Origin of the sequence: Pseudomonas sp. RW409, from assembly GCF_003184125.1 — a bacterium.
Lineage (GTDB): Bacteria > Pseudomonadota > Gammaproteobacteria > Pseudomonadales > Pseudomonadaceae > Aquipseudomonas > Aquipseudomonas chlororaphis_I.
This window is the reverse complement of the sequence record NZ_QHHP01000033.1, coordinates 269289-281467: the sequence shown is the minus strand read 5'-3', so window position 1 is coordinate 281467 and position 12179 is coordinate 269289. Positions and strand designations below refer to the sequence as shown.

Below are 12179 nucleotides of genomic sequence, written 5' to 3'. Positions count from 1 at the left end.
ACTCCCCGTATTTACCCTGGGGGGTTAAAAAATTCACCTTGTGTTAACACCAGACTGAACTACGCCCCCCCTGTAAAAACGCTCTTAAAAGAATTGCTCAGTTGGAAAGCAGCTGACCAGGAAGTCCATTAACGAACGAATGGGTGCCTCTTTGCGCAAATCCTCATGAACCACTAGCCAGATATCGATCATCAAGTCCGCATAATGAAACTGCGCCTTTGCCAATTCGGGGTCTTTCAGGCCATAGAAGTTGGGCAGCAAGGCAATGCCGATGCCGGCGCGGGCCGCCGAAGCCTGGACTTCGAGACTTCTGGCGCGCAGCACCACCGGACGCTCCCCGGCGACCTCGCGCAACCACATCTGTTGCCGGGAATGCTCCATGCTGTCGTCATAGACGATGTATTCGTACTGCTCGCTGGTGTGCTCCGCCAGGTAGCCCTGGCTGCCGTACAGGCCGAAAGACACTGTCCCTATCTTGCGCGCCACCAGGTCCATCTGGGTCGGCCGGCACAGGCGGATCATCAGGTCCGGCTCGGGATTGCACAGCGTGCCGATATCGTCCTGCATCAACAGGCTGACGTTGATCGACGGGTGTTCACGGCGCAGGCGCCCCAGGTGCGGGGCGATGAATTCCGAGGTCAGCAACGGCGGCGCGCTGACCGCGAGATCGGCGACCATCTCGGTCTGCACGGAGAGCGCCACCTTGGAAATCGCCTTGGCGTCCTTCTGCATCCGCCCGGCGATTTCCGCGATGCGGTGGCCGAACGGCGTGATCTCGTAGTTGCGTTTGCGCCGGTCGACCAGCTTGAGGTTCAGCGACGATTCCAGCGCCGCTATCCGTCGCGCCACCGTGGCATGCTCGACGCCCAGCTCGCGTGCCGCGCTGCTGAGCGACTGGGTGCGGGCGAAGGTGACGTAATGGCGAAGGTTTTCCCAGTCGAACATGCTGCTGTCGCGCGACTCCAGCCCCGTGGGCCAGTTGCAGGAGGGGTTGGACACAGTCAAGGGATTCATGAGGCCTCGATCGATTCTCAATGGAAAAACAACCCAGGCGGTCGACCCAAAGGCTTCCATCCTGGAGATCCTTGGTTGGGAACGTAAAGCCGATGCCAGCCGCGCACGGATGAAAAAACCCTCATCCGTGCGGGCCACCCTGCATCGTAGAACTCAGTCTGCCGCGACGGGCGCACCTCCCTTGCGCGGTGCGGCACTGAAAAACAGGACTTTGACCACGATGACCATCAAGGCCAGCGCGGCGAACAGCAAACCACTGTAGAGAGTGCCCTGCAAGCCCAGGCGCGCCAGGAACCAGCCGCCAGTTGTCGACCCTATGGTCACACCCAGATTGATGAACGAGATGTAGATGCCGGTGGCGAACTCCGGGGCCTCCGGCGCTTCGGAGGTCAGCCAGATCTGCGTGACGATCAGCCCGCTGGTATGGGTCGCGCCCCAGATCACCACGATCACCAGCATGGTCAGCAGCGACGGGCCGGCAAACAGGTACAGCAAGCCGTAGGCGCCCGCCAGCAGGATCGGGTGCAGGATCGTCGTGCGGACCATGTTCTGGCCGATCAGCTTGCCGGCATACAGGTTGCCGGCAACGCCGCCGATACCGAAGACCACCAGCAGGATGCTGATCAATTGGGCGCTCATCCCGGCTTCCCGGGCCAGGTACTCGGCCGAATAGCTGTACACGGAGAACATCGCGGCAAAGATCAGCGTCGAGGCGGTAATGTTCAGCCACAGCGGGAACTTGCGCAGGATGGCCAGTTGGTCGCCATAGGACACGGCCCGATTGCCGGGCGCGTCCGGCAGCCTGGCGATGATCCCCAGGCCGGCGATGCAGTTGACCAGGGCGCAGAACAGGAACGACGCCTCGTAGGAGAATTGCGCGGCGACCAGCGTCGTCAGCGGCACCCCCAGCACCATGCCCATGCTGGTGCCGACGAACGCCTTGGCCGCGGCACGGGTCGACTCTCCAGGCGGATAGAGCGAGGTGGCCGCGACAAAGGCCAGGGAAAAATACACCGGGTGAAACAGCGCCGGGATGATGCGCAGCACCATCAGCGATTCGAAGTTCGGTGCATAGGCCGACAACACGCTGGTGCCGGCAAAGACGAACAGCGCGAGGGTCAGGACCTTCTTGCGGTTGAAGCGCGACAGCAGCAACACCATGATCGGGCCGCAGGCCGCGATGATCAGCGCGAACAGCCCCACCAGCAGCCCCGCCTGCGAGGCACTGATGGCGAAGCGCTCGATGATCACCGGCAGGATCCCGACCACGCCGAACTCGATGGTGTAGACGCCGAACAGGCCCAGGGCCAGGAAGTAGATCGGATGGAGCATTTTCATGACACGGACTCCAGCGTGACCACCACCTTGCCGAACTGATCGCCGGCCTCCAGGTAGCGGTGGGCATCGACGATCTGCTCGAAGGCGAAGGTCCGGGCAATCACCGGGCGCAGCGTCCCCGCCTCCAGGCCGGCGATCACATAGGCCTTGCCGGCCTCGAGCAACTCAGGCCGGGAGGTGATCTCGTGCAGCAGGTAGCCGCGCAGCGTCAGGCTCTTGCTCAGGACCTTGAACAGCGGGAAAGGCGACGGCTCGCTGCTCAAGGCGCCATACACCAGGATGATCCCGCCGCGGGCCGCGGCATCGACCAGTTGCTCCAGGAACGGCCCGCCCACCGGATCGAAGATCACTCGGGCGCCCTGGCCCGAGGTAATCCGCTCGACCTGTCGATTGAAGTCCGCCTGCTCGCTGGTCAGCACATGCGCCGCGCCGGCCGCCAGCAACTGTTCGTGCTTGGCCGCGGTGCGGCTGACGGCGATCGGGATCGCCCCGACCTGGTTGGCAATCTGGATCGCCGCCAGGCCGACACTGCTCGAAGCGGCCGTGATCAGCACGAATTCCCCCGGCTGCAGGGCGGCAACCTGGATCAACGCGCCCCAGGCCGTGACGTACTGCATCCAGACCGCCGAAGCCTCGGCGAACGACAGGCTGGCGGGATGCTTGACCAGCATGGCGGCCGGCAGCACCGCGAGTTCGGCATAGGTGCCCCACTGCGCGATCGAGATCGGCGGCACAAGGCTGACGATATCGCCCACCGCGAACTCGCCGGCCCGGGCCCCGACGGCCTCGACGATGCCCGCCGCCTCATACCCCAGTCGGGAAGGAAACTCGGCCTGTTCCAGGTACTGGCCGGAACGGAACATCGACTCCGCCCGGTTCAGGCCGATCGCCTTGACGCTGATCCGTACCTCATCGGGCCCCGGAGCGGGAACCTCGATGTCATCGATCCTGAGTACTTCAGGACCACCGTATTGGCTAAAACGCACGACGCGTGTCATTGACTGTCCCCTTGTTTCATTGATTGCAGATGACTGTAGAGTGCTTGCGAATCCTGAAAAACCGCCTCCCGTTCCGTTCTCAACGGACCGTCAGCTCCGCAATGGGCGGCTCGGGCGCGGCCTGGACCGCAGGGGTCCGGCGGGTGGCGAGCAGCCGCAGCGCGACATAGAACACCGGGGTGAACAACAGCCCGAACAGGGTTACCCCGAGCATGCCGAAGAACACCGCGACGCCCATGGCGTGGCGCATCTCGGCGCCGGCGCCGGTGGAGAGCACCAGGGGCACGACGCCCATGATGAAAGCGATGGAGGTCATCAGGATCGGGCGCAGGCGCAGCTGGCTGGCCTGGACGGCGGCGCGGACGATGCCCTGCCCCTGTAGTTCGAGTTCCCGGGCGAACTCGACGATCAGGATGGCGTTCTTGCTGGCCAGCCCCACCAGGACCATCAGGCCGATCTGGGTAAAGATGTTGTTGTCGCCCTGGGTCAGCCAGACACCCAGCAGCGCCGACATGATGCCCATGGGCACGATCAGCAGGATGGCCACCGGCAGCAGCAGGCTTTCGTACAGCGCCGCCAGCACCAGGTACACCAGCAGCATGCAGATCAGCAGGATCCACACGGTGGAGTCGCCGGAAATGATCTGTTGGTAGGTCAGCTCGGTCCATTCGAACTTGATGCCCTTGGGCAGCGTCTCGGCGGCAATCCGTTCCACCGCGGCCTGGGCCTGGCCGGACGAATAACCGGGGGCCGGGCCACCGTTCAGGTCGGCGGCGGTGTAGCCGTTGTAGCGCACCACCATTTCCGGCCCGTACGTGGGATGGACCTCCACCAGGCTGCCCAGCGGCACCATGTTGCCGTCGGCGTTGCGCGCCTTCAGCTGGCCGATGTCGTCGGCATGGGCCCGGAACGGCGCATCGGCCTGCACCCGCACCTGGTAGACCCGTCCCAGCAGGTTGAAATCGTTGACGTACAGCGAGCCCAGATAGACCTGCAAGGTGTCGAACACATCGGTCATCGCGACATTCGATTGCTTGGCCTTGATCCGGTCCAGATCGACCTTCAATTGCGGAACGTCGATCTGGTAGCTGGAAAAGCTCGGCCCCAGCTCGGGTGCCTGCGCGGCTTGCTTGAGGAAGGCGCGTACCGCTGCATCGAGTTTTTCGAAGCCCAGCGCGCCACGGTCTTCCAGTTGCAGCTTGAACCCGCCCAGGGTCCCCAGCCCCAACACCGGAGGCGGCGGAAAGACCCCGGTGAACGCCTCCTTGATGGCGGAGAATTGCTGGTTCAACGCCGCCGCGATGGCCGTGGCGCTGGTTTGCGAACCATGCCGGTCGGCGAACGGTTCGAGGATGACGAAGATGATGCCCGCGCTTGACGAGTTCATCAGGCCATTGACCGACATGCCGGGAAATTCCAGGGTGTGGGCCACGCCCGGTTGTTTCAGGGCGATTTCGTTCATCCGCTGGATCACCTGCTCGGTGCGTTCGAGCGAGGAGCCGTTGGGCAGCTGGGCCAGGCCGACCAGGAACTCCTTGTCCTGGGCCGGGACGAAACCGCCGGGCAACGAATGGCCGAGCCAGGCCGTCAGGCCGAGCAACACGGCGTACAGGCCCAGGGTCCTGCTTTTGCGCTGGATGACCCGGCCCAGGCTATTGCCGTAGGACTGCTCGCCTCGCGCCGACAGTCGGTTGAAGCGGCTGAACAAGGGGCCCAGCAGCCGGTCGATCCCGCGGCTGAGCCGATCCCGCGGCTGGTCATGGCCCTTGAGCAGCAGCGCACACAGGGCGGGCGACAAGGTCAGGGAGTTGAACGCCGAGATCAGGGTCGAGATGGCGATGGTCAACGCAAACTGCTGATAGAACTGCCCGGTCAACCCAGGCATGAACGCCAGCGGCACGAACACACTCACCAGGGTCAGGGTGATCGCGATGATCGGCTTGCTGACTTCGTCCATCGCCTTATAGGAGGCGGCCTTGGGCGTAAGGCCCAGGGCAATGTTGCGCTCGACGTTCTCGACCACCACGATCGCATCGTCGACCACGATGCCGATGACCAGCACCATCCCGAACAGCGACAGCGCGTTGATCGAAAAACCGCAGGCCAGCATCAGCGAGAGCGTGCCGATAATCGACACGGGCATGGCCAGCAGCGGGATGATCGAGGCGCGCCAGGTCTGCAGGAACAGGATGACCACCAGCACCACCAGCAGCGTCGATTCGAGCAGGGTCTGGATCACCGCCAGAATGCTGGAGCGAACGAACTGGGTGGGGTCGAACACGATCTTGTAGTCGACCCCGGCGGGCATGTCTTCCTTGGCCTGGCGCATGATTTCGCGCGCCTGCGCGGAGATCGCCAGGGCATTGCCGCCGGCCATCTGGAACACCCCGAAACCCACCGCCGGCTTGCCGTCGACCAGTGAGCGCAAGCCGTAGTCCGAAGCCGCCAGTTCGACCCGGGCCACATCGCGCAGGAACGTCACCGCGCCGCCGGCAGAGCTCTTGAGGATGATGTCGCCGAATTCCTTTTCCGATTTCAGGCGCCCCTGGGTATTGACCGACAGTTGTTGCGCGACGTCCGTGCGCATCGGCTGGCCGCCGATGACCCCGGCGGCCACCTGGACGTTCTGTTCGCGGATCGCCGCGACCACATCGTTGGCGCTCAAGCCGCGCTGGGCGACTTTCTGCGGGTCCAGCCAGATGCGCATCGCGTAGTCGCCACCGCCCCAGATGCGCACCTCGCCGACGCCCGGGATACGCTCCAGCTGGTTCTTGATGTTGAGAATGCCGTAGTTGCGCAGGTAGGTAGCGTTGTACTGGTCATCGGGGGAAACCAGGTGGATGGCCAGCGTCTGGGTCGACGACGACTTCATCGTCACCACCCCCAGCCGGCGCACGTCCTCGGGCAGCCGCGGCAGCGCTTGCGAGACCCGGTTCTGCACCAGTTGCTGGGCCTTGTCCGGATCGGTACCGACCTTGAACGTGACGCTGAGTGTGAGGTTGCCGTCGCTGTTGGCCTGCGACTGCATGTACAGCATGTCCTCGACACCGTTGATCTGCTCCTCGAGCGGCGCCGCGACCGTCTGCGCCACCACCGCCGGGTTGGCGCCCGGGTACTGGGCGTTGACCACGATCAGCGGCGGCACCACATCGGGATACTCCGAGACCGGCAGGCGGAACAGCGAGATGATCCCGGCCAGCAGGATCAGGGTCGACAGGGCGCCGGCGAAGATCGGCCGGTCGATGAAGAAACGGGAGAAGTTCATGGCTGGGTGCTCGCGTCCGCGCGCTGGGCCAGCAGCGGCCTGACGGTATCCCCAGGCCGTGCCCGGTGCAGGCCGTTGATCACCACCCGCTCGCCGGGCTGCAGGCCGGAATCGATGATGCGCAGATTGCCGACCAGGTTGCCGGGGCTGATGCGGCGGTACTCCACCTGATCATTGGCGGTCACCACCAGCACGAACTTCTTGTCTTGATCGGTGCCTATCGCACTGTCATCGATCAACACTGCCTGGCGCTCAGGACCGCCGCCGAGCTTGATCCGGGCCAGCATGCCGGGCCTGAGCAAGCCGTCGGCGTTGTCGAAACTGGCGCGCACGCGCAACGTGGCCGACTGCAGGTCGAGCTGATTGTCCAGCGAGGCCAGCTTGCCCTCCCGTGGGAAATCCGTTTCGTTGGACAGCCCGAGCATGACCGGCACCGCATCCGGCCGGGCACTGCTTTGGTTGAGGTAACGCAGGAACGTCTGCTCGTCGACATCGAACGCGGCGTAGATCGGCGACAGCGATACCAGGGTGCTCAGCGGCGCGGCATTTTCCCCGGCGCTGACGATATTGCCTGTCGTCACCAGGGCATTGGACATGCGCCCGCTGACCGGGGCGGTAATCCGGGTGTGGGCCAGGTCCAGCCGAGCGCTGTCGAGTATCGCCTGGGCCTGCCTGACATTGGCCTGGGCTTCGCTGGCGGCGTTCTGCTTTTCGTCCAGGTCGCGCATGGCGATGGCATTGGAGTTGATCAGCCGCTGGGCCCGGCCCAGGTCGGTGGCGGTGTACTGGCTTCGCGACTTGGCCGCGGCCAGGCTCGCCTGGGCTTCCTCGACCCGGGCGGCATAGGGCCTGGCGTCGATTTCAAACAACAGGTCGCCCTCCTTGACGATCGCCCCGTCCTTGAAATGCACGGCGACGATCGTCCCCGATACCAGGGGGCGGATGACGACCTTTTCGACCGCCTCCAGCCGCCCGGAGTAGTTCTGCCAGTCCGTCACGGGCCTGGACAGCACCATGGCCACGTCGACTTCGGCGGCCGGCGGCGCCACGCTGGCCTTCGCCGTGGTGGACGGTTCGCCGCGCAGCACGACTACCAGCGCGACCACCACGGCGCAGGCCAGCGTGGCGCGAATCATGAGAGCGCTGCCCGAGCGCCCGGATCGTATCGAGTCCATAAAACAACTTCCCTGTTATGAGGCCATCGGTTGAGAGAGGGTCAGGACGTGGCTTCGGGCTGGGCCAGGCTGCCGCCCAGCACCCTGGCCTTGCCGGTCCGGCCCCAACGCTGCATGACGGGGCGCTCGACAAAGTTGAACAGCAGCCAGCCGCCGAAGATGGAGAGCGCGAAGGTGAGCGCGACGATCAGCGTGGCGCTGCCGTTATCGAACAGGCGGCCGCCGAGCAGCTGGGTCGCCAGGGTCATGATCAGCAGGTGGATCATGTAGAAGCCGAACGAGATCTCCCCCAGCCAGACCATCCAGCGCGTGTTGAGCAGCCCTCTGCGATCCTTCAGGTCGCTGGCGGCGATCGCGGTGATCAGCGCCGCGACCGGCACCAGCGTCACCAGGTTGAGGCTGTACTGGAAAGGCACATACATGGCCGCCACGTAGCTGCCGACCAGCAGCGCGAAGGCCCAGGGCACGCTCAGGTCGATCCAGCGGCCGGCCATGAGGATCCGCGCCATGAGCATGCCCAGCACGAACTCGAACAGCCGCGCGGGCGGGAAGTAGTAGGCCCACCACCACTGGCTCAGGGAAATCGGGTACTCATTGATCAGTGGCGTGGCCGGGGCCAGCAGGCGTATGGCGACTTGCGTCAGGGCCAGGCCCGCGACCATCGCCCAGGCCCAGCGCCACAGCCGCTGCTCGGCAATGTTCCAGACCAGCTTGAGCGCCAGGGGAAACAGCAGATAGAAGAACATCTCGCAGCACAGCGACCAGGACGGGCCGTTGACGCTGAGGAAGGTGTCCATCCGTGGAATCCAGGAATGCACCAGCAACAGATTGGGCAGCCAGATCGCCACGCTGGCCGCCGGCACGCTGAACAGCAGCATCGCCAGCAGCCAGGTGGCAATGTGGTTGGGGTAGATCTTCAGTAAGCGGCGCTTCCAGAAGCCGGTCAGGCTGTCGCCCTTGCGCGCCGACCAGGTGATGACAAAGCCACTGAGCACGAAAAAGAACGACACGCCGAGCCAGCCGCCACCGCTGAAGATGCGCTGGAAGGCATCGATCACATCGCTGTCGGCGTAGGGGTTGAAACCGATGATCCGGGTCAGCGACGCGTGGAACATGAACACCATAGCCGCGGCGAAAAAGCGTATTCCCGTGAGCGAATCGAGTTTGCTGTGCACATGCGAATGGTAGAACTCTGCTTTTTTCATTATCCGATCCCCATAGAGTCACGGCGCGCCCGACGACGCGTGCGCGTGCCGAGCGTGCTCCCGATAAAAACCATCAATGGCGTTGCGAACTTGCAGGCAATGTTGCGAGGGGTACGGCAATGCAGATCGCTGAGCGAACCGTCTTTATTCGATGTTTGCGTGCCGGCCCCCAGCTGGCAGGGGCCGGCACCTGTTCACTGGCCGTAGACGGCGTTGCACAGGTCGACAGTGAACTGCCCGAACATGCCTTCGAAGGCGGTGTTGGTGAAGGCGACCACCGTCAATTGCTCGGCCGGGTCGACGAACCACGAATGCCCATAGGCGCCGCCCAGCCGCCAGCTGCCGGCCGACTCGGCGGTCTGCGCCGCCGCCGGGTCCTTGAGCACCGTGAAGCCCAGGCCAAAGCCGCGTCCGGGCCAGTTTTCCAGCTCCAGATCGGCGGTCTGGTTGCTGGTCATTTCATCGACCAGGGCTTGAGGCAGCAGCGGCGCGCCACCCTTGCGCAGGGTTTCGAGCAGCGTCAGGAACTCACCGGCGCTACCGATCAGGCCCGAGCCACCGGAGTCATAGGCATGCGGGTCCAGGGCCCGGGCCGGGTCCAGCTTGATGCCCGCGGTGCCCTCGAAGACCGGGACCACTTCCAGCGCCTCGATACGATGCGGCCGTGGCTGATCGTTCAGGTACGCCGCGGTCAGGCGGCTGACGTCTGAAACCTTGAAACTGGTGTCGTGCAACTGCAGTGGCTGGACCACCAATTGATCGATCGCCACGGCGAGGGTCGTGCCATGCACAGCGGCGATCAGCCCGCCCAGGACGTCGGTGGCGATCGAGTAGCCCCAGTTGCTGCCGGGTTTGTACTGCAATGGAATCTGGCCCAGGCGGCGCAGGTTCTCTTCCAGCGAAAGCTCGCTGCGCTCCAGCCCGTCGGACACCCCGGCGGCGTGATAAGGGCCGCCCTCGGCGCTTTCCAGGAAGCCATAGGAAAGACCGGCGGTATGGCTCAGCAGCTGGCGCAGGGTAATGGTCGCGGGCTGGCCGTCGTTCAGGGTTGGCTTGAAATACGGCAACCAGCGGCTGATGTCATCGTCCAGCTGGATCTTGCCCTGGGCGACCAGCACCAGCGCCGCCACCGAAGCGATCGGCTTGGAGACCGAAGACAGCCGGAACAAGGCATCTTCACGCATCGGCACTTGCGCTTCCCGGTCGGCCAGGCCCGCCGCGCGGCGATAGATGAGCTCGCCGCGATGAGCCACCAGCACCACGGCGCCCACCAGGCGCTGGTCGTGCAGGGTCTGCTCGAGCACGGCATCGATCCGTGAGGCCACCTGGGTGGACTCGAACGAGCGAAGAGACTGTAGCGGGCGAAGCGGTTCGTTGACTGACATAGCTGACCCCAAATTGCTGAATGGTTGAACTGGATGCAGCGATGGTAGAACCGGCCACGGTAGGGAAACAGAGGTTACAATTCCGGGGTCCACGGACATTTTTGTCCGCAATCAAAGGAGTGAGTGTTGGATAAGCTCAATGGCATCACCGTGTTCGTCCAGGTCGCCGAAAGCCGCAGTTTCGTTGCGGCGGGCCGCTTGCTCGGGATCTCCGCCTCGGCCGTGGGCAAGAGCATCGCCCGCATGGAAGAGAAACTCGGCACCCGGCTATTCCACCGCAATACCCGCAGCATCAACCTGACCAGCGAGGGCTCGCTGTTCCTGGAACGCTGCCGCCGGGTGCTCAACGAGCTGGAAGCCGCAGAGCAGGAACTCTCCAGCTCCAGCGAGACGCCACGCGGCAAGCTGCGCATCAGCCTGCCGCTGCTGGGCAACGTTTTGTTCATGCACCTGTCGCGCTTCATGCAGCGTTATCCGGACATCCAGCTGGAGCTGGACTTCACCGACCGGCTGGTGGACGTGGTCGAGGAAGGCTTCGACGCCGTGCTGCGCACCGGCCAGTTGCACGACTCCCGCTTGATGGCCAGGAAACTCGACAGCTTCGGCTTCTACCTGGTGGGCGCCCCCAGCTACTTTGCCAGCCACGGCTACCCGGCCACGGTCGAGCAGCTGCAGGAACACCACTGCCTGCATTACAAACTGCCGTCGACAGGCAAGCTGGAAAAATGGCCGCTGACGGGCCTCGCCGAAGGCGCCGAGCTGAAAGTGCCGGCGACCATGGTCTGCAATAACCTGGACATGCTGATCCACATGGCCAGGCAAGGCCTGGGCATCGCCTGCGTCCCCGAATTCGCGGTGTGCGAGGCACTGGATGCCGGCGAACTGGAATCGATCCTGCCCGATCGGGTGCAGCGCACCCTGAACATCCAGGTGGTATGGCCATCGAGCCGCCACCTCACACCGAAACTGCGGGCGTTCATTGACTTTATCTGTGACGGCGGGGGGCGGGGGTGAGGGTTGGCCAGCGTGCGGTTCAGAACAATGAGGCAGCCCTACCTGCGCCATTCAGCCCGCTCGACGTAAGGTTCTTCGCTTTCTATTGAGCGACTTTTCCTAGAAACTCCCACCTGCTTGCGCCTATAAAACCTGCTCTCTAGGCTCGACCTGTCACTGCCCATTCAGTGACCGGGTTTAGCAGCTCGGAGCTTCACACTAGGCGCATAGCATCACCTACCGTCTGACCGAGTCAGCACGTCATGGTGGCTGTGCGCAGGGCACCCTAGGGTGCGCCGGTTTCTAGTGTCCGGTCTGCTAACCTGCGTACAGCTGCCACCCACTCGTTTAGCAGCGACAACTGGCAGCTCCACTTACACTGGAGATGCACCATGAAAAAGCTGGTCCCCGATCCACCCATGCCCCTGCCCGGGCAATTCAGAACCCCCGAACACGACCTCGCCACCCAGCGCATCCGCCTGGCCCTGGTCTCGAACAATCATGAGCCTTCGATTCTCAATAGCCTGAGAGACACCGCCTCCACCGCCGTGGGCCGTGACTCTCTGTTCAATGTCCGCCCCGGCATCAGCGCCGAAGAAGCCTTGGTCCATGTGTCGCTGCTGCTCGATTGCGCGGTACAGGTCAGCGATGAAATCAGCGAACGCGCCAGCGGTGTGGAACGCGGGCTGATCTGGTCGATGATCCACTCGGTGGAAATGGCCAATGCCGTAGTGAACGCACTGCTCGATGCCAATCGGCCGACCGAGGCCACGGCCTTGCGTTAAAGGCTCAAGTAGCCGAAGGCA

9 protein-coding genes are annotated in these 12179 nt (G+C 63.9%); 2 read left to right on the top strand and 7 right to left on the bottom strand.

Going from position 1 to position 12179, the window contains the following annotated elements; genetic code table 11:
• Nucleotides 1-84 precede the first annotated feature (84 nt).
• The 7 genes from DK261_RS14490 to DK261_RS14460 form a co-directional block, all read right to left on the bottom strand.
• Nucleotides 85-1014: a LysR family transcriptional regulator gene (locus DK261_RS14490; protein ID WP_016702681.1), complete on the bottom strand. Its 930-nt coding sequence runs from the start codon at nucleotides 1012-1014 to the stop codon at nucleotides 85-87.
• A gap of 153 nt (nucleotides 1015-1167) precedes the next feature.
• Nucleotides 1168-2352 carry an MFS transporter gene (locus tag DK261_RS14485; RefSeq protein ID WP_009051068.1) on the bottom strand — a complete coding sequence of 395 codons (1185 nt, stop codon included), beginning with the start codon at nucleotides 2350-2352 and terminating at the stop codon, nucleotides 1168-1170.
• Nucleotides 2349-3350, bottom strand: a complete 1002-nt coding sequence (locus DK261_RS14480; RefSeq protein WP_028683476.1) for a zinc-dependent alcohol dehydrogenase family protein — start codon at nucleotides 3348-3350, stop codon at nucleotides 2349-2351. The genes DK261_RS14485 and DK261_RS14480 overlap by 4 nt, the downstream gene beginning before the upstream one ends.
• 79 nt (nucleotides 3351-3429) lie before the next feature.
• Complete coding sequence (locus tag DK261_RS14475; RefSeq protein WP_110175883.1) at nucleotides 3430-6615, bottom strand: efflux RND transporter permease subunit; 3186 nt, start codon at nucleotides 6613-6615, stop codon at nucleotides 3430-3432.
• Nucleotides 6612-7790: an efflux RND transporter periplasmic adaptor subunit gene (locus tag DK261_RS14470; protein ID WP_028683474.1), complete on the bottom strand. Its 1179-nt coding sequence runs from the start codon at nucleotides 7788-7790 to the stop codon at nucleotides 6612-6614. Before DK261_RS14470 ends, DK261_RS14475 begins: the two co-directional genes overlap by 4 nt.
• 41 nt (nucleotides 7791-7831) lie before the next feature.
• Nucleotides 7832-8995, bottom strand: coding sequence for an acyltransferase (locus DK261_RS14465; RefSeq protein ID WP_110175882.1), 1164 nt, complete (start codon nucleotides 8993-8995; stop codon nucleotides 7832-7834).
• A gap of 194 nt (nucleotides 8996-9189) precedes the next feature.
• On the bottom strand, nucleotides 9190-10380 hold the full coding sequence (locus DK261_RS14460; RefSeq protein WP_028683472.1) for a serine hydrolase: 1191 nt from the start codon (nucleotides 10378-10380) through the stop codon (nucleotides 9190-9192).
• Nucleotides 10381-10506: 126 nt separating this feature from the next.
• Here DK261_RS14460 and DK261_RS14455 point away from each other — a divergent pair, with 126 nt between their 5' ends.
• Both DK261_RS14455 and DK261_RS14450 read left to right on the top strand, forming a co-directional pair.
• On the top strand, nucleotides 10507-11394 hold the full coding sequence (locus tag DK261_RS14455; protein WP_028683471.1) for a LysR family transcriptional regulator: 888 nt from the start codon (nucleotides 10507-10509) through the stop codon (nucleotides 11392-11394).
• A 371-nt stretch (nucleotides 11395-11765) separates the two neighbouring features.
• Nucleotides 11766-12158, top strand: a complete 393-nt coding sequence (locus DK261_RS14450) for a DUF6124 family protein (protein WP_028683470.1) — start codon at nucleotides 11766-11768, stop codon at nucleotides 12156-12158.
• The last annotated feature ends 21 nt before the right edge of the window (nucleotides 12159-12179 follow it).